Raw genomic sequence first — 26,347 nt, 5'->3', positions numbered from 1 at the left:
ACCCGCTAACCCCCCCCGCCCGGGGGCGCGGGGTTCTGGCCCTGGTTCAAACCCACGCGCAAAATCCAACCGGGGGGGGGGGGGGCGTGGGGGGCGGCCCCCCCCCCGCCCCCCCCCCCTTCCTGCTGTCCGGAACTGTCCGGAACTGTATGGGTCGTTTGTATGGGTTGTACCTGGCGACCGCTCTCGGCCGGCGACGAGAATCCTTGTCCTGAACTCTGGGGAGGAGTGGGTATGTCGGTCTACCCGGCGGTGCCGGTGGTGCGGAGAGAGGACTTCGCGCCGGACGTCGTCTGCGAGGTGTACGAGCTCGGTTCCCGCCGCCGCGACCCGTCCGCGGTCAACGAGCTGACCAGCCGCCAGGTGACGATCGGCCGGATGATGGCGACCGGCGCCAAGGACGCGGCCATCGCGCACGAGCTGGGTCTGTCGCTGCGCACCATCCGGTCCGAGATCAGCGCGCTGATCGCCGGCCTCGGCGCCAAGTCCCGGTTCCAGGCCGGGTGCCTGCTGGTCCGGCGCTTCGGCTGACCGGTGTCGGGAAAATTCCGTATCCCGAACTGTCCGCCGCCCGACGTAGGCTTTCGGCATGGTTGAGCTTGCTGAGCGCCGGCTGCTGCTGGTGCACGCCCACCCGGACGACGAAACCATCAACAACGGTGTGACGATGGCGCGCTATGTCGCCGAGGGAGCCCACGTCACCCTGGTCACCTGCACCCTCGGCGAGGAGGGCGAGGTCCTCGTCCCCGAGCTGTCGCACCTGGCCGCCGATCAGACCGACGGCCTCGGCGAGCACCGGATCGGTGAGCTCGCGAACGCGATGGCCGAGCTCGGTGTCACCGACCACCGCTTCCTCGGCGGCCCGGGCAAGTACCGCGACACCGGGATGATCTACAACGACGCGGGCAACGCGGACGTCCCGCCGGAGACCCGCAAGGACAGTTTCTGGCAGGCCGACCTGCTGAGCGCGGCCGACGACCTGGTCCCGATCATCCGCGAGATCCGCCCGCAGGTCCTGGTCACCTACGACCAGTACGGCAACTACGGCCACCCGGACCACATCAAGGCCCACCGGGTCGCGACGTACGCGGCCGACCTGGCCGCCGCCCGGTCGTACCGTGAGGACCTCGGACCGGCGTGGGACATCTCGAAGATCTACTGGACGGCGATGGCCGAGTCGCGGATGCGCCAGCAGCTCCGGCTGTTGCGCGAGTCCGGCGACACCACCACGTTCGAGGGCCTGGACCCCGAGGGCCCGCTCGGTCCGTTCGTGACGCCGGACCGGCTGATCGACTGCGTGGTCGAGGGCGAGGAGTTCATCGACCGGAAGATGAACGCGATGAAGGCGCACGCCACCCAGATCACCGTCGACGGCCCGTTCTTCGCGCTGTCCAACAACCTCGGCAACCAGATCTGGAGCTCCGAGCCGTACCGCCTGGTCAAGGGCACCGCGGCCCCGGACTCCGACGGCCTCGAACACGACCTCTTCGCCGGCCTCTGAGCCGGCGGCCGAGCCGGTTGGCGGACAAGTAGGCCCCGGCCAGGATCAGCACCGCACCGATCAGTTGCAGCACGGTCGGCCGCTCGTGCAGCACGACAGCGCTGAGCACGAGCGCGCCGACCGGCGTCAGCATCAGCAGCGCCGCCCCGACGTGACTGGGGAGCTGAGGTGCGTACGTCGCCACGAGCAGCCACCCGACGACGGTTCCGGCGACGGCGACGCCGAGCAGCCACCCGATCACCCGCAGACCCGGCGTGAGGTCTACGCCGCGCCACAGCGCTCCGGCGGCGAGGGAGACGACGCCGGCCGAGGCGATCACGACGAAGTAGTTCTGCACCGGCCGTCCGCCCTGCCCCCCGCGAAGAAGGCGCCGGCGAGCAGACCGAGCAGGATCTCGGTCCGCTCCGGTGCGCGGCTCCGCCGGCGTTCGGTCTGCGCGACGACCGCGAGGAACGGCAGCGACAGCGCACAACGGAAGAAACTGGCGGTCCCCGGCGTCGTCCCGGCCAGATCGATGAGCACCGACGACACCGAGACGAACAGCGCCCCGGCACCGAGCCGGACCGACGGCCCCGCGCGGTGCCGGAGATGTTCGCGGTCACCAACCATCGACGGTCCGGTACCCCGGACGGCGGCATTGATTCGGTCGGCGTGATCGGTCCCACACACCGGGTTGAGGTATCAACCCGGCTCCGGGCATAACCTGCTGAGGTGTCCTCTTCCGAGTCGAGTGGGAGTGTCCCGCCTGCGGACTTCCGGGCTGCCCTGGGGCAGTTCGCGACGGGGATCACGATCATGAGCACGCTCCAGGACGGTGTCGCGCACGCGATGACCGCGAACGCGTTCACCTCGGTCTCGCTCGATCCGCCGCTGGTGCTGGTCTGCGTCGACAAGGCCGTCCGGATGCACGCGGCCGTGCTGGACTGCGGCTACTGGGCGGTGTCGGTGCTGTCCGGGACGCAGCGGCCGATCGCGGACCGGTTCGCGCGGTCCGGACGGGACCTGTACAGCCAGTTCGACGGCATCGGGACGACGGCCGGCCCGAAGACCGGGTGCCCGACCGTCGACGGCGCCCTTTCGTGGCTCGAGTGCCGCACCTGGGCGACGTACGACGGGGGAGATCACACGATCGTGGTGGGCGAGGTGCTGAGCCTCGGATCGGGCGATCCGGGCGACCCGAGCGCGCTGATTTACCATTCCAGTCACTACCGGGAACTGCCCGGAAACTGATCGTTACCCTCGGGGCATCGCGGGGCAGCCCCGACGGTCGGAGCGGTCCGCACCGTCCCGTAGGATGTGCGCTTGTGCCCTGACCAAGGCTCGAGCAGGAGGACTCTGTCCGGTGGGGAGAAAACAGCTCGCGGGGATCATCGCCGCCGCGGGGCTCGGTGTAGTCGTCGTGGGGTACGGCGCGGCGTTCGCCTTCGCCGGGGACAGGATTCCCGGTGACACCACCGTGCTCGGGATCCCGATCGGCGGGCTCTCCGAGAAGGACGCGAAGGCCAAGCTGACCGCCGGTCTCCAGGACCGGGCTGCCGCGCCGATCGCGCTGACGGCGGGCGGGTCGACGTTCCAGGTGGCGCCGGCCGACGCCGGCCTCACTGTGGACGTGGACAAGACCGTCTCCGCAGCGGGCGCGGGCCGCAGCCTCTCCCCGGGCCGGATCTGGCACGCGCTGACCGGCGGCGACGCGGTCGAGCCGGTTGTCACCAAGGACGAGGCCAAGCTGAAGGCGGCCGTCGACAAGCTGGCCGGCCAGGTGAACCGCAAGGCCACCGAGGGCACGATCACGTTCAAGGGCACCAAGCCGGTCAAGCACGAGCCGGCCGACGGGCTGCAGCTCGACATTGCGAAGGCGGCCGGCGCGGTGTTCGCGGCGTACCCCTCGGACGGCGCCCCGAAGGAGCTGCCGGTCGAGGTGACCAAGCCGCAGGCCGCGCCCGAGGCGATCGAGAAGGCGATGACGGAGTTCGCCGAGCCGGCGATGTCGGGCCCGATCCGGCTGACCGTCGGGTCGAAGTCGGTCGAGCTGGAGCCGGCCGAGCTGGCCCCGGCGCTGGCCGTCAGCGTGCAGGAGGGCAAGGTCATCCCGGCGCTGAGCACGAAGGCGCTGGAGCCGCTGTTCCAGGAGCGGTTCAAGGCGCTGGAGACGCTGCCGAAGGACGCCACGGTGCAGATCGTCGGCGCCGGCCCGAAGGTGATCCCGGCGGTCGACGGCATGGTGGTCGACCGGGCGAAGGTCGGTGCCGCGATCCTGTCGATCCTGCCGAAGCCGACCGGTGAGCGGCGCGCCGCCGTACCGCTGACGCCGACCAAGGCGAAATTCACCACCGAGCAGGCGGCCGCGCTCGGGATCACGCAGAAGATCGGCGACTTCACCACCCAGTTCCCGCACGGCACCGGCTACCGCAACATCAACATCGGTACGGCGGCGGCGAAGATCAACGGGACGCTGCTGAAGCCGAACGAGACCTTCAGCCTGAACAAGATCGTCGGTGAGCGCACCAAGGAGAACGGCTTCACCGAGGGCTACATCATCAGCGGCGGCAAGTTCGAGAAGGACTTCGGCGGCGGTGTGTCGCAGTCGGCGACCACGACCTTCAACGCCGCGTTCTTCGCCGGGCTGAAGATCGTCGCGCACAAGGCGCACAGCGTCTACATCGACCGCTACCCGGTCGGCCGGGAGGCAACCGTCGCGTGGCCGTCGGTCGACCTGAAGTTCCTCAACGACTCCGGTCACGGGATCCTGGTGCAGACGATCTTCAAGCGCTCGACGCCGGGGACCAAGGGCAGCGTCCGGGTGATCATCTGGGGCACAAAGTTCTGGGACATCACCACCGGGCAGTCGGCCAGGACGAACTTCCGGCAGCCGAGCGTGGTCTACAACACCGACCCCAAATGCGAGGCTCAGGCGCCGACGCCGGGCTTCGACATCACCGTCTACCGGTACTTCGCGAAGAACGGCGTCCGGCAGAAGACCGAGTCGTTCACGACGAAGTACAACGCCGCCGACGACATCCGCTGCGGTCCGAAGCCGGGCACCGTGGTCACGCCGCCGCCGGGTGGGGTGACGCCTCCGCCCGGCCGGAAGCCGTCGAGCGCGACCAATACCACGCCCCCGCCCAGCTGACCGATCAGCCGCGGTGCAGGTTGTGCAGTCCGGCCGCGACCTCGTCGAAGACGCTCTCGTCGATGACCGCGCCCTCGCGGCGGACCTGCTGCGGGTCGATGCGCAGGACGCGGTCCAGCCGGACCTCGCTGGGCCGGTGCTCGTTGTCCCAGGCGCCGCTGCCGATGTCCAGCCACACTCGGCCCCAGCGCGCCTCGTCGGCGGCGTCGCGGTCGTGGTCCTTGCTGGTCAGGATCAGCGCCAGCAGGTACGGCTCGTCCCAGCCGACGACCAGCACCGGGCGGTCCTTGCCGCGGCTGTGGTCCTCCTCGAACGGCACCCAGGTCCAGACGATCTCGCCGGGATCCGCCACCCCGTCGTCGGGGTGCGGCGTGTACTCCACCCGCACGGTCCCCTCGAAGTCCCCGGCGTACTCCGGCCGCTCCACCACGTGATCCGCCATGGCAAGGCAGCGTAGCTCCCTCACATCTCGGCTGCCTCGCAACGTTCCATCGGCGTGCTCATCACCCGTAACCGTGGAGCGGTGCTCGCCGTACTGCTCATCGGTCAGTTCATGGCCAACATCGATACCGCGGTGGCCAACATCGCAGGGCCCTCGATCGGTACCGATCTGCGGGCCTCGGCCGGGGCGGTCGGGATGGTCGTCTCCGGGTACGTCGTCGCGTTCGCCGTTCTGCTGATCACCGGCGCCCGCCTCGGGGCGTCGCTCGGCTACCGCAGGACGTTCCTGCTGGGCCTCGCCGTGTTCACCGCCGCCTCGCTCGCCTGCGGTCTCGCTGCCGGGATCGGCGCGCTGGTGGTCGCACGGTTCGTCCAGGGGGCAGGCGCCGCGCTGATGGTTCCGCAGGTCCTGAGCGGCATCCAGCTGCACTTCGAGGGACGTGATCGCCTGAAGGCCCTCGGCTACTTCTCGATCGCGCTCTCCGGTGGCGCCGTCGCCGGCCAGCTGCTCGGCGGCGTCCTGATCGCGGCCGACCTGTTCGGCACCGGCTGGCGGCCGATCTTCCTCGTCAACGTCCCGATCGGCATCGCGCTCGCGGTCGCCGGCCGTCGTCTGCTCCCGGCCGATCCGCCGGGCCACCGCGACCGGTTGGACCTCGGCGGCGTACTCGCCTTGTCCGCAACGGTCCTGCTCGTCGTCCTGCCGCTCCTGCTCGGTTCCGAACGCGGCTGGCCTGCCTGGTCCTGGGTCTGCCTCCTACTCAGCGTCCCGTCGCTGGCGCTCTTCGAGTACGGCGAACGCCGCACAGCCGCCCGCGGCGGCCGCCCGCTCGTAGCGCGCCAGGTGATCCGGAACCCGGCCGTCCGCGCCGGCCTGCTCGCCCACGGCTGCACCAGCGGGACGTACTTCGCGTTGCTGTTCGTCCTGGCGTTGTACCTCCAGGACGGCCTGCACAAGGGCCCGGCGTACTCGGGCTTCGCCATGGTCGTGTGGGTGGCTGCGTTCGGTCTGGCCGGACCTGTCATCCCCAGGCTGCGCAGGGGAGCGCACTGGCTGCCCGTCGTGGGCTGTCTGGTGCTGGGAGCCGGCTACCTGAGCGTCCTGACCTATCTGCTGCTCGGCGGACGCAGCGGCCCGCTTCTGTTCGCTCTGCTCGGTGTCGGCGGGCTGGGGCTCGGTATCAGTGCCAACACGCTGATCGGGGCCGTTACGTCCAGCCTGCCGGCGCAGTACGCGGCTGACCTCTCGGGCGTCGTCGCCACCAACGCACAGCTGTCTGGAGCGCTTGGCGTGGCACTGGCTGGTTCCACCTACGCTGCGCTCTCTGACGACCCCAGAGGCGCCTTGGCGGTCGTTCTAGCGGGGTTTCTCGTGCTGACGCTGGTCGGCGCGGCGGCGGCTCACCGGCTGGTCAGATAGCGGTACCGGTACGCCTCGCGGTAGCCAAGACGCGTGTACGTCGTGATGGCGGGCGTGTTCTCCAGCAGCACCTCGAGGTACGTACGCCGCCCGCCGTGGGGTCCCGCCCAGCGCGCGAGCCCCTGCACGATCGCCGTACCCAACCCGCGGCGCCGGTAGCTGTCCGCCACCCGGATCGCATCCACACCCAGCCAATGCCCGGTCATCGAGCCCCGCCCGACCGCGGCCACGACCCCGTCCACGACGACCGACGCGAACATCGCCTTCGGCGCCCCTTCGAGGACCTTCGGCGCCACGTCCGGCACCGGGCCCTCGAAAGCAGCCGCATACCACGCGTCGTCCGGCTGCTCGGCCAGCTGGACGTCGTGCCAGGGAAGCCCGTTCACGTGATCCAGCGTGGTGTGCATGACGAGTACGTCGGACTGCTCCGGGCGGGCGTCGACCCAGCCGAGAGCACGGATCTCCTTGTCCTGGGGGCTGTCGACGCGGACCAGGGCCTGTGGCGGCAGACGGCGCTCCCGGTAGAAGTCCTCGGCCTGGGACAGCGCGTCGGCGACCGGCAGGCCGGGGTCCCCCGCGGGCAGGAGCGAGTTGCCGCGGCCGGTCCAGCCGCACGATGCTCGCAGCAACCAGTGACCGACGTACGCCGTCTCGACGGCCGGGCGGCCCAGTGCGGTCGTCAGGAAGAGCTGGTCGACGTCCACCGGGCGGAGCGGCATCTCGGGGATCGTCTTGGCGGCCGTCACGTCCGCGGCCGGGATCTCGTGCACCGTGCCGTCGGCATGCCGGACCGCGACCAGTTCGGGGGTCCGGGCCTGCAGGACGCCGATGACGTCGGTCAGGCCGCCCGGTATCCGGTGCCGGACGACGACACGGTGGCCGATATCACGGGCACTGAGGCCTGACACGATCCGGACTCCTGGCAGAGTGGGCGACGTACTACCGTGATACTAGAGACACCAGAGACACTGAGCACCACCGCATCGCAGCACCCCAAGTCCAGCGCTGCGCTTGCCTGCCATAGGAGGAGTAGCAGTGACCTACGTCATCGCGCAGCCGTGTGTTGACCTGAAGGACCTCGCTTGTGTCGAGGAGTGCCCCGTCGACTGCATCTACGAGGGCAACCGGATGCTGTACATCCACCCCGACGAGTGCGTCGACTGCGGAGCCTGCGAGCCGGTCTGCCCGGTAGAGGCGATCTACTACGAGGACGACACCCCGGAGCAGTGGAAGGACTACTACACGGCGAACGTCGACTTCTTCAACGACCTGGGCTCGCCCGGCGGCGCGTCCAAGCTCGGCAAGATCGACAAGGACCACCCGTTCATCGCCGCGCTGCCGCCGCAGGAGCACGACGAGTAAGCAATTGGTTGCACGGCGTAGGGCGTCCCTCGGGGCGCCCTACTTTTATTGCTCGAGCACGTCGACGTGGACGTGGTCCAGGTGCCGGAGGATCTTCGGGTCGCCGGAGCGCTCGGGCGGGGTGTAGTCGCGCCAGCCGGAGTCCGAGCGCCCGCCCGCGGTCCAGATCTTGTCGCTGAAGATGACGGTCTTGATCTTCAGCAGGTCCGCCCGGGCGACCAGGTACTGCGCCATCGCCCAGCCCTTCGTGGTGTTGGCGGCCGAGATCGGCCGGACGAACACGTCCACCGCCCGCCCGTCGTAGTGCGCCGACCCCTCCATGTGCCCGGTCCGCACCCCGCCGACGGCGTACCCGCCGGTGGACACCGTGCCGAACGTGCGGATCAGGTCCTTGCGGACGGCCTCCGCGCGCGGCGTCAGCCCGTTCGCGCCCATCACCTCGGCCGGCACCGAGTCGGTGTTCACGGTGCAGCTGAACACGCTCTTCGACTGCCCGGTCAGCGCCGACGCCAGCACCCGGGCGTCCGCCTCGTGGTCGGCGTACGCGTTCGGGAACGCGCTGCGCTGCACCTTGTCGGCGGCGACCGTGATCGCGAGCTTCTGGTAGTTCTTGATCTTCACGAGCGCGTCGTAGAACTTGCCGGTCGCGTAGTACGGGTCCTGGACCTGCTTCGCCGTACCCCAGCCCTGTGACGGCCGCTGCTGGAACAGGCCGAGCGAGTCCCGGTCGCCGTGGCCGAGGTTGCGCAGGCCGGACTCCTGGTACGCCGTGGCGAGCGCGATCGTCGCCGCCCGCGCCGGCAGCCCGCGGCGGACGGCGATGCCAGCGATGATCGCCGCGGACTCGGCCTGCTCGAAGTCCACCACGACCATCTGCCCGTTGACCGTGGCGGTGCACTCCTCGGTCGGCGGCAGCAGCTTGCCGACGTGCTTACCGCCGAGCCAGGCGATCCCGACGCCCACCACGAGGCTGAGCACGCCGATGGCCCCCACGGCCACCAGGGCACCACGCTTCACCGCCATACCGCTCCCAACGTCCAAGGGCGGGTGACAGGTTCCTGTCCCACGGACAGGTTGACGTGCGAAGCCTCACGCCGGTTGGCGAAGTCATACTTTCGAACGATCAGGCGTTCGCGTGCAGCGCCTCGTTGAGCGTGATGCCCTCACCCTTGCGCGGGCGGGCCTCGACGGCGCCGGTGACGGAGTTGCGGAGAAAGAGCAGACCGGGCTGCCCGGACAGCTCCCGGGCCTTGACCACGGCGCCGTCCGGGAGCGTGACCTTGGTGCCCGCGGTCACGTACAGCCCCGCCTCGACCACGCAGTCGTCGCCGAGCGAGATGCCGGTGCCGCCGTTCGCGCCGAGCAGGCAGCGCTTGCCGATCGAGATCACCTGCTTGCCGCCGCCGGACAGCGTGCCCATGATCGACGCGCCCGCGCCGATGTCGCTGCCGTCGTCGACCACGACGCCGGCGACGATCCGGCCCTCGACCATCGACGTGCCGAGCGTGCCGGCGTTGAAGTTCACGAAGCCTTCGTGCATGACCGTCGTGCCCGCGGCCAGGTGCGCGCCGAGCCGGACCCGGTCCGCGTCGCCGATCCGGACCCCGGACGGTACGACGTAGTCCGTCATCCGCGGGAACTTGTCTACGCTCGTGACGCTCAGGTGCTTACCCGCCGCCCGGGCGCGCAGTCGCACGCTCTCGATCTCGTCGACCGGGACCGGGCCGAGCGATGTCCACGCGTTGTTCGGCAGAGCGCCGAAGATGCCGTCCAGGTTCACCCCGTGCGGGCGGACGAGGCGGTGGCTCAGCAGGTGCAGCCGCAGGTACGCGTCCGCCGTACCGCTCGGGGCGTCGGTCAGGGTGATCTCGGTCGCCACCACCGCACGCCGGACCTGGCGGAGCTCGTCGTTGCCCTCCGCCGCGACCAGCTCGGCCGGCGCCTTGGCGTCGTCCGGCCGCGTCCCGAGCGCGGGCGCCGGGTACCAGACGTCGAGGACGTCCCCGGCGGTCGTAACGGTGGCGAGGCCGAAGCCCCAGGCGTGCGTGGCGTTCTCCGTCATACCCCACACCCTAATTCGGCGGCGCCGGCCGACTCACCGTGGTCTACTTTTCGGATGCTTCCTGCGTGGGTTCCGGGACGGGTGGTCCTGGAGGCTCTGGGTGCTCCGGCGGAGGACGCGGTGCACAGCGAGCTGTTGCGGCAGTGGGGCTCGTCCGAGGTGCGGCGGCTGTCGTACGGTCTGCGCAGCGTGATCGTGAAGCACGGGACCGACACCCAGTCCGGAGAGGCCGCGGCCTACGAGCGGTATGTCGTCCCGCTGGAGCTGCCGGCGCCCCGTCTGCTGTACGGCGGTGACGGCGTGATCGTGCTCGAGGACGTCGGCCGGGTGACGCTGGAGCAGGAGCCGACCGCGGACGGGTTCCTCGCCGCCGCCGACCTGCTCGCCGGGATCCGTGGCCGGACCGTGGCGGGGCCGAGCGGTTTCCCGCCGGAGCGCGCGAAGGAGCTGGCCGGCCGAATCGGTCGGGTCTCGTTCGACATCGCACCGCTGACCGAGGCGCTGGCCGCGCTGCACCGGCACGCGCCGTCGAGCGTCGTGCACGGCGACTTCGTACCGAAGAACCTGGTCACCGACGGGACCCGCTGGACCGCGGTCGACTGGCCGCTGGCGTATGTCGCCCCGCACCTGAGCGACCTCTACACGCTGGTCCGCGATGCCGTTGCCGTCGGCTACGAGCGCGGGCCGATCGTGGCGCGGTACGTCGAGGCCGCCGGGGCGGACTCGTTCCTGGTCGATCGGCAGCTGCTCGTCGGCGGCGCCTGCTTCTGCCTGCTCGCGCTGACGTTCGTGGTCGAGGAGGGGGTGCGGACGATCCCGGAGTCGGAGGGCTGGATCGATCCGCTGCTGGCCGAGCTGGCGGATCTGGTGGAGCAGCTGTCGTGAGGCTTCTCGTCCTCGGCGGCACGAAGAACCTCGGGCGGCACGTCGTCGAGGCCGCGCTCGCGGACGGCCACGAGGTGACGCTGTTCAACCGCGGCCGGACGACCCCGCACTGTTCCCGTCGGTACGCCGGATCGTGGGCGACCGCGCCGCGCCCGAGGCCCTGGCGACCGGCGAGTGGGACGGCGTGATCGACATGTCCGGCTTCCTGGTCCGCGACGTCGCGCTGACCGCGGCCGTCCTGCGCGACCGCTGCGAGCACTACACCTACATGTCCTCGATCGCCGTGTACGCCGACCGGATCACGCCCGGGATGACCGAGACCGCACCGCTGCTGCCGTGGCCGGACGGCGCCCCCGAGGACCACTTCACGATGGACCTCTACGGCCCGTCGAAGGTCCGCAACGAATCGTTGCTGACCGCCACCTTCGGCGACCGCACCGGCGCCGTACGCTCCGGCTTCGTCGTCGGCCCTTACAACCCGGACTTCGGCAACTGGGGCCGGGCGCTGGCGCACGGCCTCCCGATGGAATGCGCCGCCCGCCCCGGCCAGCCGGTCCAGTACATCGACGCCCGCGACCTCGCCGCCTTCCTCCTGCACCTCACGACCCGCCGCGTCCCGGGCCCGTTCAACGCAGTCGGCCCGACCCACACGCTCGCGGACCTGGCCGCCGTCTGGCAGTCCGTCGTACCCGACCCGAAACCGGTCGACTGGTCACCCGCCCTCGACCGCTTCCACCTCCCGCACGACGGCTCCAACGACGGCACCTTCCGACTCGACAACACGCGCGCCATGGCCGCGGGCCTCCAGCTTCGCCCGGCCGAAGGAACCGCCCGCGACTATGTCGCCTGGGTCCACGACGGAAACATCCCACCGGAACCGCCGCACTGACTTTCCGGGGCCTCCCGGGGCATCCTGGGGCAGATATCCACAGATGCGGTTCGCAGCCCGTCGTACCTCCTCCGCGACACCTAGGGTGTCGGTCCATGTACTTCGAACGACCGCTCGTGCGCGCGTACGTCGACGAGCCGTGCCAACCGGCAAGCCGTTGCACTGGATCGAGCATGTGAAGAGATTTCCGCGGAGGCAGTACGTTGCATCTCAACTCGCGGCGGTCGATGGCGTTGTGCTGAACATGGTTCTGGTCGAGAAAGCGGCGGTCGCCCGGGAGCTGCCCGACCAGGTTGCCTTCTACAACCTCGTCGCCGGTCGTGTGCTCGAGCAGGTCCTCGACACAGCAGACGAATGGCCCGGCGGCAGACGGGATGTCGTGATCACCTTCGGGCACGTGCGCGAATTCCGCCACGACGAGACGCTCGCCTGGTTCGAGAAGATGCGGGCCCGGGATTCGACGTCCGCACCATGGGATCTCCTGCGCGGTAGGCCCACATTCCTGGGACCAGGTCAGCTCGACGGGTTGCAGGCGGCCGATCAGTACTGCGGGATGTTGCGAGCGGCCCGACGGGTTCGAAGCCGTCGTGCTTCCGGGCACGATGACGGCGTACCCCTGGTGGCCGACCGGCGGCCTGTAGAAAGAACGAGGCCTTCGATGGTCCGGAGCGCCGCACCTGTCAGGCGGGTCTGGCAGCAGACCTGGCGTTCTCTCCGCGACCATCGAAGGCCTCGTAGTCCAGAGGATAGCTGCAGTCAGACCAGGTCCACGATGGAAACGTTCCTCCCGGGCCGCCGCCCTGATACGTAGCATTGCGGCGTGATCATTGCGACCGGCGGTGGACCAGGCGGGCCGACGAGCTCTCGGGGTGGGTTCGAGAGCGTGGACGGCACGCGCTACTCGGGGGTTTCCGGCGGGCGGCAGGAGGCTGAGCTGCCGGGCGCGGGGGGAGTGGTCGCCGCGGGGGACCGCTTGCGGTACAAGATCTACCCGGAGCTGGACGCGGGACTGACGTACGCCGCGACGTACGCGGCCGTCGAGTTGGTGTTCGCCGACGGGTCCCGGCTGGACGGCGCCCGGGACCAGTACGGCAAGCCCGCCGACGCCGCGGGCCAGGGCGCGGCGAAGATCCTGTACGCCGACCAGTGGAACGACGTACAGGTCGACCTGACCGCGGCCGCCGGCCGGACGATCGCGCAGGTGCTGCTCGTGGTCGACGCGCCGCAGGCCGGGCACGAGTTCGCGGGCTGGATCGACGACGTCGAGATCGGCCCGGCGCCCGCGGAACCCGACGGCTCGGACCTCGCGGCGTACGTCGACACGCGCCGCGGCACCAACGCCAGCCATGCCTTCTCCCGCGGCAACACGCTCCCGATCACTGCCTGGCCGAACGGGTTCAACTTCCTCACCCCGGTCACGAACGCCTCGACGCACCGCTGGCCGTACGAGTACCAGCGCGCCAACAACGCGGACAACCGCCCCGAGCTGCAGGGGTTGACGTTCTCGCACCAGCCGAGCCCGTGGATGGGCGACCGCGACCAGCTGACGATCATGCCGGTCGCCGCCGCCGAGCCGCTGGGCGATCCGGCCGAGCGCGCCGCCGCGTTCAGCCATGACGACGAGATCGCCCGCCCCGACCTGTACGCGGTCGCGCTCGCGAACGGCGTCCGCGCGGAGCTCGCCCCGACCGACCACGGCGCGATCTTCCGCTTCACGTTCCCGGCCGGCGCACCCGGCCGGCACCTCGTCTTCGACACCATCGACGAGCACGGCGCGTTCGCGTACGACGGGAGCGCGGTCACCGGCTGGGTCGAGAACGGTTCGGAGTTCGGCCGTACCCGGATGTTCTGCTACGGCGTGTTCTCGAGCGCGCCGACAGCCTTCGGCGCCACGTCGGGCGGCCGCGACAACGCCCGCGCCGCGAGTTTCGACGCCGCCGAGGTGACGTTGCGGATCGCGACGTCGTTCATCGGGGTCGACCAGGCGCGGCACAACCTGGAGCTCGAGCTCGAAGGCCGGTCCTTCGAGGAGATCCGATCGGCCGCGAACGCGATCTGGAACGAGCGCCTGCAGGTGATCCGGCCCGAGGGTGCGACCCCGCCGCAGCTGCGCACCGTGTACGGCAACCTGTACCGCCTGAACCTCTATCCGAACTCGCACTTCGAGAACGCGGGGACGGCCGACGCGCCGGAGTACTGCTACGCGAGCCCGGTCCTGCCGACGGAAGGCGAGGCCACCGACCAGACCACGAACGCGGTCGTCCGGTCCGGGAAGATGTACGTCAACAGCGGGTTCTGGGACACCTACCGGACCGCCTGGCCGGCGTACGCATTCTTCTACCCGGCCCTTGCCGCCGAGCTGGTGGACGGGTTCGTGCAGCAGTACCGCGACGGCGGCTGGATCGCCCGCTGGTCGTCGCCGGGCTACGCGGACTGCATGACCGGGACGAGCTCCGACGTGTCCTTCGCGGATGCGTACCTCAAGGGCGTGGCGTTGCCGGACCCGCTGGCGACGTACGACGCCGGCTTGCGGAACGCGACCGTCGCGCCGGAGGCGACCGAGGTCGGGCGGAAGGGCGTCGAGACCGGGTTCTTCGCCGGCTACGTGAGCACCGACACCGAGGAGAGCGTGTCCTGGTCGCTCGAGGCGTACCTGAACGACTTCGCCCTCGCCGAGATGGCCACCCGCCTGGCCGAGGTCCGTCCCGAGCGTCGCGCGCAGCTCCTGGTCGAAGCGGAGTACCTGCGCCGCCGGTCGCTCAACTACGTGCTGCTGTTCGACCAGGACATCGACTTCTTCCAGGGCCGCCGGCCGGACGGGACCTTCGCGAAGACGCCGGACAGCTTCGACCCGGAGGAGTGGGGCGGCGACTTCACCGAGACCTGCGGCTGGAACTTCGCCTTCCACGTCGCCCACGACCCGCGCGGCCTGGCCAACCTGTACGGCGGTCCGCGCGGCCTGGAGGCCAAGCTCGACGCGTTCTTCGCGACGCCCGAGCTCGCGACGAAGAAGGGCACCTACTCGATCGTCATCCACGAGATGCTCGAGGCGCAGGCGGTCCGGATGGGCCAGTTCGGCTTCTCGAACCAGCCCGCGCACCACATCGCCTGGATGTACAACTACGCCGGCGCCCCGGCCAAGACCCAGGCGATCGTCCGTGAGGTCCTCGACCGGCTGTACGTCGGCGAGCAGATCGGGCAGGGGTACCCGGGCGACGAGGACAACGGCGAGATGTCCGCCTGGTACCTGTTCGCCGCCCTCGGCCTCTACCCGCTCCGCGTCGGCGCGCCCGAGTACGCGATCGGCTCGCCGCTGTTCCGGCGTACGGTCGTGGCGCCGATCGGCGGCGCACCGCTGACGATCACGGCCACCGGTGTCGAACACCCTTATGTGCAAGAGGTCCAGGCCGACGGCAAGCAGCTGGCCGTAGCGTCGATCACCCACGAGGCCCTGACGACGGCCGGCCGCCTCGACTTCACGCTGGGAGCCGAGCCGTCCGACTGGGCGACCCTGGAGTCACCGCCGGCCCTGACCACCGGCGACGCCGTCGCGAGCCCACTGGTCGACCTCATCCCGCGGGACCCCGGCAACCCGCTCTTCGACGACACCGCCGCCACGGAGGTCACCGTCGACCAGCCGGTCACCTGGTCTCTGCCCGCCCCGGCCACCGCAACCATCTACACCGTGACGTCAGGCTCCGGTCCGGCCCCCACCACGTGGCAACTGGAAGCCTCCACCGACGGAGCGACCTGGACCGTCCTGGACGAACGCACCAGCGAGACCTTCACCTGGCCGCGCCAGCTTCGCCCCTTCACCATCGAGCGCCCGGGCGAGTACGAGCACTACCGGCTGACCACCCCGACACCGGTCACTCTCGCCCAACTGGAGCTCTTCCACTGATCCAACTGCAGATCGCCGCGACTCGAGGCGGTGTCCGTCAGGTCTTGGGGGCGGAGGTGGCCCGGATGTGGAGTTCGGTGCGCAGGGTGACGGTGGACGGTGGGCGGCCGGGGGAGGCGGTTCGGTCCTTGAGCAGCAGGCCGGCGGTGCGGCCGAGTTCGTACGTCGGCTGGGCGACCGTGGTCAGGCTGGGCACGACCAGATCGGCCCAGGGGATGTCGTCGAAGCCGACGATCGCGATGTCGTCCGGCGCCCGCAGGCCCTTGCGGGCCAGACATTCGAGCGCACCGACCGTCATCAGGTTGTTGGTCGCGAACAGCGCCTCGGGCGGATCGGCCAGCTCGAGCAGGCTCTCCATCGCGGCGTACCCGCCGGCCTCGCGGAAGTCGGCGTGCCGGACCAGGTCCTTGTCGTAGCGGATCCCGCCCGTCCGCAACGCCGACCGGTATCCGGCGAGCCGGTCCATCGCCGTGGAGACCTTGCGCGGCCCGGTGATGCAGGCGATCCGCCGGTAGCCGCCGTCGATCAGGTGTTTGACGCCCTCGAAGGCGCCGTGCTCGTTGTCGACCAGCACGGTGTCGGCCTCGACGCCCTCGACCCGGCGGTCGATCATCACCATCGGGATCTTCGCGTCCGCGAGCAGATGCACGCCCTCGGCGGTCGACGTCGGGGAGATCACCACCCCCGCCATCTGGTCGGTCAGCACCGCCGACGCGTACGCCGCTTCCTTCGCGGCGTCCTCGTCGGAGTTACAGAGCACGACGTGGTACCCCTCGGTCTGCGCGACGTCCTCGAGCCCGCGGACCAGCGAGGTGAAGAACGGGTTCTCGATGTCGGAGATGACCACGGCCCACAGGTTCGTCGACGACTTCCGCAGGTTCCGCGCGACGCCGTTCGGCCGGTAGCCGAGCTCGGCAACCGCGGCCCGGACCTTCTCGGACAGCTCGGGATCCACGTTCCGCCGGCCGCTCAGCACCCGGGACACCGTCGCCGGTGACACGCCCGACCTACGCGCGACGTCGTAGATCGTCGTCATACCCGCTCCCCGCTGGAGATCCGATGGTCGTCTGGATCGCACTCTAACTCCGATCCGACCCAAAGGATCTCACGAGGCTGAGATTGCGCCGTCCAGCAGTGCCAGCGCCGCCGCGTGTGAAGGCGCCGAGTCCGCGGCGCCGTTCACGGTGGTCGACAGGGCGCCGGCCGCGTTCGCCAGCCGTACGGCGTCCACCAGGCCGGCCCCGTGCGCGAGCGACGCGGCCAGCGATCCGCAGAACGCGTCCCCGGCGCCGACCGTGTCGATCGTGTCGACGTCGTGGGCGGCGATCCGTTCCTCGAACCCGCCGGCCCGGTCCAGGACGTACGCGCCCCGGGACCCCAGCGTCACCACGCAGGCGCGTAGGTCCCAGTCCTCGGCGAGTTTGCGGGCGATCATCGGCACCTGCGACTCGTCGTCGCAGTCCAGCCCGGTGAGCGCCGCCGCCTCCACCTCGTTCGGCACCAGGATGTCGACGTACCCGGCCAGCGCCGGGTCGACCGGGCCGACCGGGGCCGGGGTGAGGATCGTCGTGACGCCGGCGGCTGCGGCGAGCCGAAGGGCGGTGTGGCTGGCCTCGACCGGGAGCTCGAGTTGCACGCTCAGCACCTTGCTCGACGTCAGCACCTCCCGCGCGGCCTCGACGTCCGGAGCGGTGATCGCCGCGTTCGCGCGGGACACGATGATGATCGAGTTGCCGCCGTCGGGCAGCACCAGCGGCAGTCCCACGCCGGTCCCCAGCGACGGGTGCCGCACGACCCACGAGGTGTCGACCGCGTTCGCCGCCAGCAGTTCCAGGAACTCCGCGCCGTACCGATCCGCGCCGATCGTCCCGACGATCGCCGTCCGGGCGCCCATCCGGGCCGCCGCGATCGCCTGGTTGACGCCCTTGCCGCCGAGGAACTCCGCGAAGCCGGTGCCGTGCAGCGTCTCGCCCGGCAACGGCCGCCGCTCCGCCGACGCGACCAGGTCCTTCATGAACGATCCGAGCACGCACACCTCCGTCATGCCTGGTCCTCCAGCAGATGCTTGCCCAGGGCACCGGACGGGTGGAAGCGCGCGAAGTCGTGATGGCTGAACTCCCGCAGGACGACGAGTGCGCACGCCAGCGCGTCGCCCATCGCGAGGGACGCCGTCGTCGACGCGGTCGGCGCCAGGTTCAACGGGTCCGCCTCGCGGAGCACCATCGTGTCCAGGGTGTACGTCGCCAGCCGTGCCAGGGTCGACTCCTCGCGGCCGGTCATCGCGATCACCGGGATGTCCCGCTGCCGCAGCATCCGCACGAACGCGCACACCTCGGCCGTCTCGCCGGACGCCGACAAGGCCAGGACGAGGTCGCGTGTCGTGACCGCGCCGGAGTCACCGTGCAACGCGTCGCCGGAGTGGATGAACGTGGCCGGTGTCCCCGTACTCGCCAAGGTCGCGGCGATCTTGCGCCCGACCAGGCCGGACTTGCCGAGGCCGGTCACCACCAGGTGACCCTCGCAGCGGGCGACGGCGATCAGCACCTCCAGGAAGACGCCGTCCAGCCGGTCGGCGAGCGCCGACACGGCCGCGGCCTCGGTCTCGATGGCGTCCCGCGCCGCTTGCAGTCCCCGTGCCACCAGGTCCCTGGACAGCTCGTCGGCCGTGCGGTGGGCGGACGCACGGTTCGGCACAACTGGCATCCCAGCGCCTCTCATCTCAGAAATCGATTTCCGCAGATTAGGCAGCGTGGTCGGGACGTGTCAACGTCTGCACCCAGGTCGAATCCCTTGTGTGCAGGCGAGAATCCGGCGAGTTTGACCACATCGTCACCCCGCCGCCCCTTGACCGGCATGGCGGCTGCTCGTAAATTGCGAGAAATCGATTGCCCTCGCAACCCGGCTAGACCGTTCGAGACACCCCTGGAGCACTGATGGCCGCAACACCGTCCCCTGCCAGGCAGTTCAGCCGCCGGTCCGTCCTGCGCGGCGGGCTCGGCGCCCTCGCCGCGTCCGCGGCCGGCGTCCCGTTGCTGTCCGCCTGCGGCGGCGACTCCTCCGGCGGCGACGCCAAGGAGATGTCGTTCTGGAACTTCTACGGACCGTCCGACGACCAAGGTCCGCAGAGCAAGTGGTTCGTCGACACCGTCGCGGAGTGGAACAAGAACAACGACACCCACGTCAAGCTGCGCTACATCCCCGGCAAGGACTACCTGAACGGGACCACGTTGCAGACCGCGTTCCAGTCCGGGCAGGGTCCGGACATCTTCCTGATCAGCCCCGGCGACTTCCTCCGCTACTACAACGGCGGCGTACTGCAGGATCTCGGTTCCGCGCTGTCGGAGGAGTCCAAGAAGGACTACCTGCCCGGCCTGCTCGAGGCCCGCAGCGTGGACGGCAAGGTCTACGGCCTGCCGATGGAGATCGAGCCGCTCGCGCTGTACTACAGCGAGGCCGCGTTCGAGAGCGCCGGCCTGTCCGAGGCGGACCTGCCGAAGACCTGGGACCAGACCCTCGCCGTCGCGCAGAAGCTGACCAACAGCAAGCGGTACGGCGTGATGTTCGAGACGCTGCCCGGCTACTACCAGAACTTCACCTGGTACCCGTTCCTGTGGCAAGGCGACGGCAACGCGATCAAGGACGGCAAGGCCGCCTTCGATTCGCCCGCCGCCGTGCAGGCGCTGCAGTTCTGGGGCGAGACGATCAAGAACAAGGTGGCTCCGCGCAAGGCACTCGGCGACGGCGGCGGCGACGTGGTGTCGAACCTCGGCTCGGGCGCGGCGGCCATGCAGCAGAGCGGTATCTGGGCGGTCGCCGATCTGCGCACGAAGGCGAAGAACTTCAAGTACGGCATCATCCCGCACCCGACGCCCGACGGCGGCAAGCCGGCCACCGACCTCGGCGGCTGGGCGTTCGTCGCGAACTCCAAGGGCAAGAACCCGGAGGCCGCGGCGAAGTTCATCGCCTGGGCGCTCGGCTCGACCGACGCGGCCGGTGTCGAGCGGCAGCGGCAGTGGAACACGGTCGTCAAGACCAACGTGCCGCCGCGCACGTCGGTGCAGCAGGCCGCGGACGCGAAGGGCGCGTTCGGTGAGGGCGTGCTGAAGAAGTTCGTCAGCGAGATCGCGCCGACCGGCAAGCCGGAGCCGCGCTTCCCACCGGAGGTGTACCAGCCGATCGCGGACGCGATCCAGGCCTGCCAGCTGAACGCGGCCGATCCGGCCAAGGCGGCGGCCGACGCGGCCGAGAAGATCGACACGTTCCTGAAGACCTACCAGGGCGCGCCGATCAACTGATGGTGACCACAACCGCTCCTCCGTCCGAACCGAGGGCTCGCGTGCGCGCGTTGCCGAAGGCGGGGATGACGAGGAAACGGCGCGAGGCACTGGCGGCGTACGCCTTCCTCGCGCCGGACACCCTCGGCCTGCTGATCTTCGTCGCGATCCCGATGGTGCTCGCCTTCGGCGTCGCGTTCTTCAAGGTCGACGGCTTCGGCAACTACCAGTACGTCGGTCTGGCCAACTACAAGCTGATGGCCGGCGACGACCAGCTCTGGGCGTCGCTGAAGGTCACCGCGACCTACGTGGTGACGTTCGTGCCGATCGCGTTCGTGGTCAGCTTCGCGCTGGCCATGCTGGTCCGCAACCACTTCAAGGGCATCGGCTGGGTCCGGTCGGCGTTCTTCCTGCCGAACGTCGTCAGCCTGGTCGTGGTCGGCCTGATCTGGCAGTTCCTGCTGGTCGACAAGCGCGGCGCGTTGTCCAAGATCCTGGCGCCGTTCGGCCTCGGCGACGTGTCGTTCCTCGGGACGCCGTCGCTCGCGCTCGGCACGTACGTCGTGATCAGTGTCTGGTTCCTGATGGGTTACCAGATGCTGGTGTTCCTGGCCGGCCTGAAGGACGTGCCGAAGGAACTCGAGGACGCCGCGGCCATCGACGGTGCGGGCCCCTGGCAACGATTCCGGTACGTCATCTGGCCGCTGCTGCGCCCGACCAGCTTCTTCGTCGTGGTGAACTCGACGATCGGCGCGGTCACCGGCCTGCAGGCGTTCGACCTGGTGTTCGTGCTGACCAAGGGCGGTCCGGCGCGGGCGACCAGCACAGTCGTGCTCTACATCTACGAGCAGGCCTTCACCTTCAACAACATGGGGTACGCCGCCGCGCTCACCACCGTGGTCGTCGCGATCCTCGTGGTCTGCACCGGCCTGATGTTCGGCTTCACCCGCGGAGGTCGCTTCGATGAGGATTAGAGTCCTGCCGATCGTCGCGCACGTCCTCGCGGTGATCGCGATCCTGCCGCTGCTGTGGATCCTGATCAGTGCGCTGAAACCGGCCGAGGAGGTCTTCGACTTCGGCTGGCCGGCGCACTGGACGCTGGACAACCTGCAGTACGTCCTGCTGAAGATCCCGATGCCGCGGTTCATGCTGAACTCGGCGATCGTGTCGGTCACGGTCACGGTGATCGCGCTGTTCTTCCACTCGATGGCGGCGTACGCGCTGGCCCGGCTGCGGTTCCCGGGGCGCGGGATCATCTTCTCCGGCATCATGTCGACGCTGCTGGTGTCGCTGCCGGTCATTCTGGTCCCGCTGTTCCTGGTGGCCAAGCAACTCGGTCTGCTGGACAGCTACGCCGGGCTGATCGTGCCGAGCATCTTCCACGCGTTCGGGATCTTCCTGCTCCGGCAGTACTACCTGAACATCCCGCGAGAGCTCGAGGAAGCGGCCGACCTGGACGGCTGCGGGTACTGGCGGCGGTACTGGAGCGTCATCCTGCCGCTCAGCCGCCCGGTCCTCGCGTCGCTGTCGGTGCTGTTCTTCCTGGCCAACTGGAACGCGTTCCTCTGGCCGCTGACCATCACCCGGAACCCGGACCTGCGGGTGATCCAGCTCGGCGTCTCCGGCATGCAGGGACAGTACGCCTCCGCGTGGAACCTCATTCTCGCGGCCGCGGTGATCGCGGCCGTCCCGACGGTCGTCGTGTTCGTCGCGGGCCAGCGCAGGCTGGTCGACGCGATGAAGACGACCGGCCTCAAGTAAAGGACACTGTCGATGAAGCGTGGGGCTTTGCTCGCCGTGCTGCCGCTGGTCTTCGGTACGGCGACTCTGTTGACTCAATCCACTCCCAGCGCGCAACCCGCGGCCACGACCCCTGTCAGGACCGTTCAGGTGGAGTCGACGGGCACGCCCAGCCCGAGCGACGGGGATCTGTGGCCGTCCTGCTGGGCCGGCAACGACAAGCTGTACGCCGCGAACGGCGACGGCAAGGGATTCAGCCTCGACGGGGACTTCGCCGACATCGCGGTCAGCGAGATCACCGGTACGCCGGGAAACTTGTCCGGGGCAACGATCGCGAAGGCCGACCAGGTCGGGTCGATCTGGAGCGGCGCGGGATACAACCGCAAACCCACCGGGATGGTGTGTGTCGGGGACACCATGTACCTCGCCGTCCAGGATCTCGCGCTGGACTTCAACGACGTACCGGCGGCGACGATCCTGAAGTCGACCGACCACGGGCGGACCTGGACGTGGGACAAGTCGAAGCCGATGTTCGCGGACCACGTCTTCACGACGATCTGGTTCGCGGACTTCGGGCGCGGCGGGGCGCTGGCGCCGGACGGGTACGTCTACGCGTACGGACTGGACGGGAACTGGCGGGACTCGTTCGACGACACGGTCGCCGATCCGCAGTCGGTCTTCCTGGCGCGGGTGCCCCGCGGAAGCGTCCAGGACCGCGGCGCGTGGAAGTTCTACACCGGCGCCGGATGGTCGTCGAAGATCGCGGACCGCAAACCGGTGCTGACCGACACGCGGCGGTTGTACGCGCAGACGTACGGGACCAACGCGTCGAACCTCAGCGTGATCAGCCAGGGCGGTGTGACCTACCTGTCCGCGCAGAAGCGCTACGTGTACACGTCCTGGACGGAGTACACCTTCGAGTTCTACGAGTCGCCGACGCCGTGGGGACCGTGGAAGCACTTCCTGAGCAAGGACTTCGGCGGGTATCCGTGGTCGACCTCGAAGTACGGCGGGTACGGCGTCACGATCCCGTCGAAGTTCGTGCAGCCCGACGGCAAGACGATGTACGTCCAGGCGAACGTCTGCCCGTGCGGCGGTGGCGGCATCGGTACGTCGGTCTACAACTTCAACCTGCGCAAGCTGGTGCTGACGCCGTCCGTCGGTACGCCGGCCTCGAACCTGCCGGGACCTGAGAACCTCGCGACGACCGGGGCGGTGGCGATCTCCAAGTCGACACAGTCGGGGAGTCTGGCGCTGATGAACGACGGCGCTCGCACCGGGAGCGAATCGGACTTCGACGACGAGGTGAAGGGCGCGTCGTGGTGGGGCTACGAATGGCCCGCCAAGTACAAGGTGAACAATGTCGAGTTCACGTCCGGCGCGGTCTCGGCGGAGGGCGGATACTTCACCGGGCGGCCGCGGGTGCAAGTACGCCAGAACGGGCAATGGGTCGAGGTCGGGTCGCAGACCGTGTCCCCGGCGTACCCGGGTGACGCGTCGGCGGGCGCGAACACGACGTACACGATCACCTTCCCCGTGCAGGAGACGGACGGGGTCCGGGTGATCGGTCTGCCCGGCGGAACGCGGTCGTACTCGACTGTCTCCGAGCTGGCGGTCCGTTACGTCTCGCAGCTCGCCGACGGCGGTTTCGAGGGCACCGGCGGCGGCAAGCCGGCCTGGCTCTTCGAAGGCACCGCGGCCAACGGGGTCGACCGCGGCCTCGGCTTCGCACACTCAGGCGCCAACAACGGCTGGATCCGCTGCACGTGTACGGGCTGGAGCGCGCTCTACCAGACCGTCCCGGTCGTCCCGGGCACGACGTACACCTTCGGCGCCTGGGTCAACGCGTCCGCAAACCTCCCCGCCGACCAGGGCCGCTTCGGCGTCCGCGCCGGCACACAGGACCTGGCGAGCAAGACCTTCGGCGCCGGCACCGGTTACGTGCACCACGAGGTCACCGTGAAGGTTCCGGCCGACATCCACGAGTTGACCGTCTACGCAGGTTTCAACGCGCCGAACAAGGACACCTGGATCCAGGTGGACGACTTCACGGTCAGTTGAGGCTGGTCGATCGAGGCCGGTCGACTCAGGTCTGGGGAGGAGCCTCTCCGGAAAGGAGTGGTCGCTCAGCGGCGGCTTCTTTCCGGAGAGATCCGGTCGCCGTCGACGGACTGACGCTCAGGCCGCCGTCAGCGCCGCAAGGGCGCGGTCCATCGCGGCATTGAACTCTTCCGGTGTCAGCGGCAGGCGGCGCTTGACGTCCCGGCTCCACTGGTCGGCGAGGACCTCGGCGGAGGCCGCCTCGACACCGTCGAGCACGGCGTCGGCCAGCTCCGACGGCGCGAGTTTGTCCACCGGCCACCCCGCGGACATGTCGGTGTCAGCGAGGCCGAGGTGCACCGCAGTTACCAGAGTGCCCTGCTCCGCGAGCTCCAGGCGGACGCCGTTGGTCATGGCCCACGCAGCGGCCTTGGTCAGGTGGTAGGCGTTGGCGCCCTTGACCCCGAACCACGACATGGCGGAGAGCACGTTCACGATTGCGCCTCCGCCGTTCGTGGCGAGCGTCGGCGCGTACTCCCGGATCATCCCCAGGTGGCCGAGCACGTTGGTCTCCAGTTCATGCCGCACCGCGTCCAGCGAACCCGTCACCAGGTCGCTTCCGGTCTGGATCCCGGCGTTGTTGACGAGCAGTGACACGTCGGGAGTCGCCTCGGCGGCGGCCCGCACGGATGCCGGATCGGTGATGTCGAGACGCAGGATCTCGACCCCGGGCAGGTCCACGGTCTCCGGCCGGCGCGCCGTTGCGTAGACCTTGCGGGCACCCCGGTCGAGCAGGCGCTGGGCGAAAGCACGGCCCAGGCCGCGATTGGCTCCGCTGACAAGGGCGACTGAATTCTTGATCTCCATGCCCGGTACGCTAAAACCTGACGTTGACGTCAGAGGCAAGTGCTGGTCGTCCCGACCGGAGTGAGAGGTATCACCATGACCGTCACACAGGCCGCGGATGAGCGTCTGGTCCGCATCGGCGAGGTGGCGCGCGGCGCCGGCGTCTCGGTGCGCGCCGTGCGCTACTACGAGCAGCAGGGGCTGCTCGTCGCGGAGCGCAGCCCGTCCGGCCAGCGTCTCTATCGGCAGGACGCCGTCACCCTCGTGCGCTTCATCCAGCAGATGTACGCCGCCGGCCTGACCAGCCAAAGGATCGCGGAACTGCTTCCATGCTGGGACTCCGGGCACACCGACGACCGGCAACGGGCCATGCTGCGCGCCGAGCGTGCCCGCATCCAGGCCAAGGTCGACGACCTGCAGGCCGCCTTGGACCGCCTCGACGAGGTCATCGAGATCACCGACACGCACCCGTAGGTAGGGCCCGCCGGACGTTTCGAGGACGCCAGGTCCGCCGTAACCGGTGGACCTTCTACGGCCAGGGGAGGAGCTCCGGTGCCGGGCCTGTGATCGGGCCTGGTGCCGGCCGGCCGGCGTACCAGGCGGTGAGGCCGGTGAGTGCGCCTTCGAGAGTGACGGTCTCGCCGGCGCCGTTGTCCCACGTGACGGTCGGGGACTTCAGGACCAGGTGGACGTCGTCCGGGGTGCGCGGGCGGAGGAAGTCGAGCAGGTGCAGGCAGAAGTCCTCGGACCACGCGGCCGGCGTGACGCCGAGGTCGAGGTCCGCGGTGTGGATGGTGAGCTCCCGCCAGGTCGCCTGCAGGCCGGCCGAGAGATTGCTGTTGCGGTGCAGGATCGGGAGCGGCCAGTCGGTCGGCCCGACCTTGTCCCACGCCTCGAGCAACGCGGTCACGGCCTGGTTCAGGTGAGCTCTGAGCTCCGCGGCGGAGCGGTCCGCGCCGGCCTCGATCGCGGCGTCGCGCGCGGGACGTCCACCGTCGTACACCTCGACGAGCCGGCCCTGGAGCGCCTCCTCGACCTGCCGCGTCATCGCCTCGGAGAAGTTCGCGATGTGCGTGATCACGTGCCCGCGGGACCACCCCGGCAGCACCGACTCACCGCGCGCGGCGGCGTCGTCGAGATCTGCCGTCAGTGCGAGCAGTTGATGGGCGGTCGCACGTACTTCGTTCAGGGCCACAGGCGCGACCCTAAGCGATGGATTCACATGGCAGCAAGCGGCTTTCCCATTAGAATCCCCGGATGAACAACCTGGCCTTCGCCCTGGCCGCCACGATCAAGCACGACGGGCAGGGGGGAATCGCCGACCTGCTGTCCACTCCGCAGGAGGCGGGCGCGTGGTTCAGGGACCACGAGGAGCTCGTCGCGCGGGTGGTCGGCCGACGGCTTGCCGTTCCGGACAGTCCGGCCGACCTGTGGCCGGAGCTGGTGCGGATCAGGCGGGCGGTGCGGGCGTTGTTCGGCCGGGCGGTGGCGCCGGGGCCGCCGAGCAAGGCCGATGCGGACCGGCTGATGGACGCCGATGCCGCGTTGAAGCTCGTGAACCGGGCGGCGGACCGGCTGGGAGGCGAGCGGCTCGAGTGGCCCGCGGACGGCGAACCCGTCGTACGGCGGGTCGCGCGCACCGAGGATCCCGTCGCGCTGGTGACCGGCGCCGTCGGGCGGTCGGCGATCGACTTCCTGGCAGGTCCGGACCGGGTGCGGCTGCGGGCGTGCCCGGCGGCGCGGTGCGTGAAGTACTTCCTGCAGGACGATCCGCGGCAGACCTGGTGCTCGCCGGCCTGCGGGAACCGGGAACGCGTCAATCGCCACTACCGCAGGCGCACCGCCGGATAGCCTGG

The 26,347-nt window shown here is 69.7% G+C and carries 27 protein-coding genes; 16 read left to right on the top strand and 11 right to left on the bottom strand.

Features of this window, described 5'->3' with window-relative positions:
• Window positions 1-234 precede the first annotated feature (234 nt).
• Together ABZX12_RS38215 and mshB are read left to right on the top strand one after the other, a co-directional pair.
• Window positions 235-531, top strand: a complete 297-nt coding sequence (locus tag ABZX12_RS38215) for a LuxR C-terminal-related transcriptional regulator (protein ID WP_355700352.1) — start codon at window positions 235-237, stop codon at window positions 529-531.
• Between the two features lie 58 nt (window positions 532-589).
• Window positions 590-1,501 carry an N-acetyl-1-D-myo-inositol-2-amino-2-deoxy-alpha-D-glucopyranoside deacetylase gene (mshB, locus tag ABZX12_RS38210; protein ID WP_355700351.1) on the top strand — a complete coding sequence of 304 codons (912 nt, stop codon included), beginning with the start codon at window positions 590-592 and terminating at the stop codon, window positions 1,499-1,501.
• Here mshB and ABZX12_RS38205 read toward each other — a convergent pair.
• Complete coding sequence (locus ABZX12_RS38205; RefSeq protein ID WP_355700350.1) at window positions 1,440-1,838, bottom strand: DMT family transporter; 399 nt, start codon at window positions 1,836-1,838, stop codon at window positions 1,440-1,442. The genes mshB and ABZX12_RS38205 overlap by 62 nt on opposite strands.
• Window positions 1,817-2,110 carry a hypothetical protein gene (locus ABZX12_RS38200; RefSeq protein ID WP_355700349.1) on the bottom strand — a complete coding sequence of 98 codons (294 nt, stop codon included), beginning with the start codon at window positions 2,108-2,110 and terminating at the stop codon, window positions 1,817-1,819. The genes ABZX12_RS38205 and ABZX12_RS38200 overlap by 22 nt, the downstream gene beginning before the upstream one ends.
• Before the next feature lie 102 nt (window positions 2,111-2,212).
• Between ABZX12_RS38200 and ABZX12_RS38195 the strand changes: the two genes are divergently transcribed.
• Window positions 2,213-2,731: a flavin reductase family protein gene (locus ABZX12_RS38195; RefSeq protein ID WP_355700348.1), complete on the top strand. Its 519-nt coding sequence runs from the start codon at window positions 2,213-2,215 to the stop codon at window positions 2,729-2,731.
• 112 nt (window positions 2,732-2,843) lie between these two features.
• On the top strand, window positions 2,844-4,631 hold the full coding sequence (locus ABZX12_RS38190; protein WP_355700347.1) for a VanW family protein: 1,788 nt from the start codon (window positions 2,844-2,846) through the stop codon (window positions 4,629-4,631).
• A 4-nt stretch (window positions 4,632-4,635) separates the two neighbouring features.
• Here ABZX12_RS38190 and ABZX12_RS38185 read toward each other — a convergent pair whose 3' ends face one another.
• Complete coding sequence (locus ABZX12_RS38185; protein ID WP_355700346.1) at window positions 4,636-5,073, bottom strand: type II toxin-antitoxin system PemK/MazF family toxin; 438 nt, start codon at window positions 5,071-5,073, stop codon at window positions 4,636-4,638.
• A 54-nt stretch (window positions 5,074-5,127) separates the two neighbouring features.
• Here ABZX12_RS38185 and ABZX12_RS38180 point away from each other — a divergent pair, with 54 nt between their 5' ends.
• Window positions 5,128-6,492, top strand: coding sequence for an MFS transporter (locus ABZX12_RS38180; RefSeq protein WP_355700345.1), 1,365 nt, complete (start codon window positions 5,128-5,130; stop codon window positions 6,490-6,492).
• On the opposite strand, the gene ABZX12_RS38175 is transcribed toward ABZX12_RS38180, so the two are convergent.
• Window positions 6,474-7,400, bottom strand: coding sequence for a GNAT family N-acetyltransferase (locus tag ABZX12_RS38175; protein WP_355700344.1), 927 nt, complete (start codon window positions 7,398-7,400; stop codon window positions 6,474-6,476). The genes ABZX12_RS38180 and ABZX12_RS38175 overlap by 19 nt on opposite strands.
• Before the next feature lie 127 nt (window positions 7,401-7,527).
• Here ABZX12_RS38175 and fdxA point away from each other — a divergent pair, with 127 nt between their 5' ends.
• Entirely contained in the window at window positions 7,528-7,854 is a 327-nt protein-coding gene (gene fdxA, locus ABZX12_RS38170) for a ferredoxin (RefSeq protein WP_012923087.1), read from the top strand.
• 45 nt (window positions 7,855-7,899) lie between these two features.
• Here fdxA and ABZX12_RS38165 read toward each other — a convergent pair whose 3' ends face one another.
• Both ABZX12_RS38165 and dapD read right to left on the bottom strand, forming a co-directional pair.
• Entirely contained in the window at window positions 7,900-8,877 is a 978-nt protein-coding gene (locus ABZX12_RS38165) for a hypothetical protein (protein ID WP_355700343.1), read from the bottom strand.
• Window positions 8,878-8,977: 100 nt separating this feature from the next.
• A complete protein-coding gene (gene dapD, locus ABZX12_RS38160; RefSeq protein WP_355700342.1) occupies window positions 8,978-9,916 on the bottom strand; it encodes a 2,3,4,5-tetrahydropyridine-2,6-dicarboxylate N-succinyltransferase in 939 nt (312 codons plus the stop codon).
• Between the two features lie 54 nt (window positions 9,917-9,970).
• On the opposite strand from dapD, the gene ABZX12_RS38155 reads away from it, so the two are divergent.
• The 4 genes from ABZX12_RS38155 (at window position 9,971) to ABZX12_RS38140 (ending at window position 15,591) form a co-directional block, all read left to right on the top strand.
• Window positions 9,971-10,801, top strand: coding sequence for a phosphotransferase (locus ABZX12_RS38155; protein WP_355700341.1), 831 nt, complete (start codon window positions 9,971-9,973; stop codon window positions 10,799-10,801).
• Complete coding sequence (locus tag ABZX12_RS38150; RefSeq protein ID WP_355700340.1) at window positions 10,798-10,989, top strand: hypothetical protein; 192 nt, start codon at window positions 10,798-10,800, stop codon at window positions 10,987-10,989. The genes ABZX12_RS38155 and ABZX12_RS38150 overlap by 4 nt, the downstream gene beginning before the upstream one ends.
• On the top strand, window positions 10,935-11,690 hold the full coding sequence (locus ABZX12_RS38145) for an NAD-dependent dehydratase (protein ID WP_355700339.1): 756 nt from the start codon (window positions 10,935-10,937) through the stop codon (window positions 11,688-11,690). The genes ABZX12_RS38150 and ABZX12_RS38145 overlap by 55 nt, the downstream gene beginning before the upstream one ends.
• An 820-nt stretch (window positions 11,691-12,510) precedes the next feature.
• On the top strand, window positions 12,511-15,591 hold the full coding sequence (locus ABZX12_RS38140) for a GH92 family glycosyl hydrolase (protein WP_355700338.1): 3,081 nt from the start codon (window positions 12,511-12,513) through the stop codon (window positions 15,589-15,591).
• Window positions 15,592-15,628: 37 nt separating this feature from the next.
• Here the strand turns inward: ABZX12_RS38140 and ABZX12_RS38135 are convergent, their stop codons facing one another.
• The 3 genes from ABZX12_RS38135 to ABZX12_RS38125 all read right to left on the bottom strand — a co-directional run bounded on the left by ABZX12_RS38135 (window position 15,629) and on the right by ABZX12_RS38125 (window position 18,294).
• Complete coding sequence (locus tag ABZX12_RS38135; protein ID WP_355700337.1) at window positions 15,629-16,627, bottom strand: LacI family DNA-binding transcriptional regulator; 999 nt, start codon at window positions 16,625-16,627, stop codon at window positions 15,629-15,631.
• A 69-nt stretch (window positions 16,628-16,696) separates the two neighbouring features.
• Complete coding sequence (locus ABZX12_RS38130) at window positions 16,697-17,635, bottom strand: ribokinase (RefSeq protein WP_355700336.1); 939 nt, start codon at window positions 17,633-17,635, stop codon at window positions 16,697-16,699.
• The gene (locus ABZX12_RS38125; protein WP_355700335.1) at window positions 17,632-18,294 is read right to left on the bottom strand and encodes an SIS domain-containing protein; all 663 of its coding nucleotides are present in this window, start codon (window positions 18,292-18,294) and stop codon (window positions 17,632-17,634) included. The genes ABZX12_RS38130 and ABZX12_RS38125 overlap by 4 nt, the downstream gene beginning before the upstream one ends.
• Window positions 18,295-18,524: 230 nt before the next feature.
• Between ABZX12_RS38125 and ABZX12_RS38120 the strand changes: the two genes are divergently transcribed.
• The 4 genes from ABZX12_RS38120 to ABZX12_RS38105 all read left to right on the top strand — a co-directional run bounded on the left by ABZX12_RS38120 (window position 18,525) and on the right by ABZX12_RS38105 (window position 23,666).
• Window positions 18,525-19,886, top strand: a complete 1,362-nt coding sequence (locus ABZX12_RS38120) for a sugar ABC transporter substrate-binding protein (protein ID WP_355700334.1) — start codon at window positions 18,525-18,527, stop codon at window positions 19,884-19,886.
• A 65-nt stretch (window positions 19,887-19,951) separates the two neighbouring features.
• Entirely contained in the window at window positions 19,952-20,839 is an 888-nt protein-coding gene (locus tag ABZX12_RS38115) for a sugar ABC transporter permease (protein WP_355700333.1), read from the top strand.
• On the top strand, window positions 20,829-21,626 hold the full coding sequence (locus ABZX12_RS38110) for a carbohydrate ABC transporter permease (RefSeq protein ID WP_355700332.1): 798 nt from the start codon (window positions 20,829-20,831) through the stop codon (window positions 21,624-21,626). Before ABZX12_RS38115 ends, ABZX12_RS38110 begins: the two co-directional genes overlap by 11 nt.
• Window positions 21,627-21,638: 12 nt before the next feature.
• Entirely contained in the window at window positions 21,639-23,666 is a 2,028-nt protein-coding gene (locus ABZX12_RS38105) for a DUF4185 domain-containing protein (protein ID WP_355700331.1), read from the top strand.
• A 117-nt stretch (window positions 23,667-23,783) separates the two neighbouring features.
• On the opposite strand, the gene ABZX12_RS38100 is transcribed toward ABZX12_RS38105, so the two are convergent.
• On the bottom strand, window positions 23,784-24,512 hold the full coding sequence (locus ABZX12_RS38100; RefSeq protein ID WP_355700330.1) for an SDR family oxidoreductase: 729 nt from the start codon (window positions 24,510-24,512) through the stop codon (window positions 23,784-23,786).
• Window positions 24,513-24,587: 75 nt separating this feature from the next.
• Here ABZX12_RS38100 and ABZX12_RS38095 point away from each other — a divergent pair, with 75 nt between their 5' ends.
• Window positions 24,588-24,965, top strand: a complete 378-nt coding sequence (locus ABZX12_RS38095) for a MerR family transcriptional regulator (RefSeq protein ID WP_355700329.1) — start codon at window positions 24,588-24,590, stop codon at window positions 24,963-24,965.
• Between the two features lie 55 nt (window positions 24,966-25,020).
• Here ABZX12_RS38095 and ABZX12_RS38090 read toward each other — a convergent pair whose 3' ends face one another.
• The gene (locus ABZX12_RS38090) at window positions 25,021-25,686 is read right to left on the bottom strand and encodes a maleylpyruvate isomerase family mycothiol-dependent enzyme (RefSeq protein ID WP_355700328.1); all 666 of its coding nucleotides are present in this window, start codon (window positions 25,684-25,686) and stop codon (window positions 25,021-25,023) included.
• 62 nt (window positions 25,687-25,748) lie between these two features.
• Between ABZX12_RS38090 and ABZX12_RS38085 the strand changes: the two genes are divergently transcribed.
• Entirely contained in the window at window positions 25,749-26,342 is a 594-nt protein-coding gene (locus ABZX12_RS38085) for an ABATE domain-containing protein (protein ID WP_355700327.1), read from the top strand.
• Window positions 26,343-26,347 lie beyond the last annotated feature (5 nt).

It is taken from the genome of Kribbella sp. NPDC003505 (assembly GCF_040610875.1).
GTDB lineage: Bacteria > Actinomycetota > Actinomycetes > Propionibacteriales > Kribbellaceae > Kribbella.
This window is presented reverse-complemented; position numbering and strand designations above follow the sequence as displayed.

Coding starts and splice junctions, on each gene's coding strand:
- mshB (WP_355700351.1), top strand. CDS start 590: ATGGTTGAGCTTGCTGAGCGCCGGCTGCTGCTGGTGCACGCCCACCCG.
- ABZX12_RS38105 (WP_355700331.1), top strand. CDS start 21,639: ATGAAGCGTGGGGCTTTGCTCGCCGTGCTGCCGCTGGTCTTCGGTACG.
- ABZX12_RS38165 (WP_355700343.1), bottom strand. CDS start 8,877: ATGGCGGTGAAGCGTGGTGCCCTGGTGGCCGTGGGGGCCATCGGCGTG.
- ABZX12_RS38100 (WP_355700330.1), bottom strand. CDS start 24,512: ATGGAGATCAAGAATTCAGTCGCCCTTGTCAGCGGAGCCAATCGCGGC.
- ABZX12_RS38200 (WP_355700349.1), bottom strand. CDS start 2,110: ATGGTTGGTGACCGCGAACATCTCCGGCACCGCGCGGGGCCGTCGGTC.
- ABZX12_RS38135 (WP_355700337.1), bottom strand. CDS start 16,627: ATGACGACGATCTACGACGTCGCGCGTAGGTCGGGCGTGTCACCGGCG.
- ABZX12_RS38125 (WP_355700335.1), bottom strand. CDS start 18,294: ATGCCAGTTGTGCCGAACCGTGCGTCCGCCCACCGCACGGCCGACGAG.
- ABZX12_RS38130 (WP_355700336.1), bottom strand. CDS start 17,635: ATGACGGAGGTGTGCGTGCTCGGATCGTTCATGAAGGACCTGGTCGCG.
- ABZX12_RS38085 (WP_355700327.1), top strand. CDS start 25,749: ATGAACAACCTGGCCTTCGCCCTGGCCGCCACGATCAAGCACGACGGG.
- ABZX12_RS38110 (WP_355700332.1), top strand. CDS start 20,829: ATGAGGATTAGAGTCCTGCCGATCGTCGCGCACGTCCTCGCGGTGATC.
- ABZX12_RS38095 (WP_355700329.1), top strand. CDS start 24,588: ATGACCGTCACACAGGCCGCGGATGAGCGTCTGGTCCGCATCGGCGAG.
- ABZX12_RS38215 (WP_355700352.1), top strand. CDS start 235: ATGTCGGTCTACCCGGCGGTGCCGGTGGTGCGGAGAGAGGACTTCGCG.
- ABZX12_RS38185 (WP_355700346.1), bottom strand. CDS start 5,073: ATGGCGGATCACGTGGTGGAGCGGCCGGAGTACGCCGGGGACTTCGAG.
- ABZX12_RS38115 (WP_355700333.1), top strand. CDS start 19,952: ATGACGAGGAAACGGCGCGAGGCACTGGCGGCGTACGCCTTCCTCGCG.
- dapD (WP_355700342.1), bottom strand. CDS start 9,916: ATGACGGAGAACGCCACGCACGCCTGGGGCTTCGGCCTCGCCACCGTT.
- ABZX12_RS38120 (WP_355700334.1), top strand. CDS start 18,525: ATGGCCGCAACACCGTCCCCTGCCAGGCAGTTCAGCCGCCGGTCCGTC.
- ABZX12_RS38155 (WP_355700341.1), top strand. CDS start 9,971: ATGCTTCCTGCGTGGGTTCCGGGACGGGTGGTCCTGGAGGCTCTGGGT.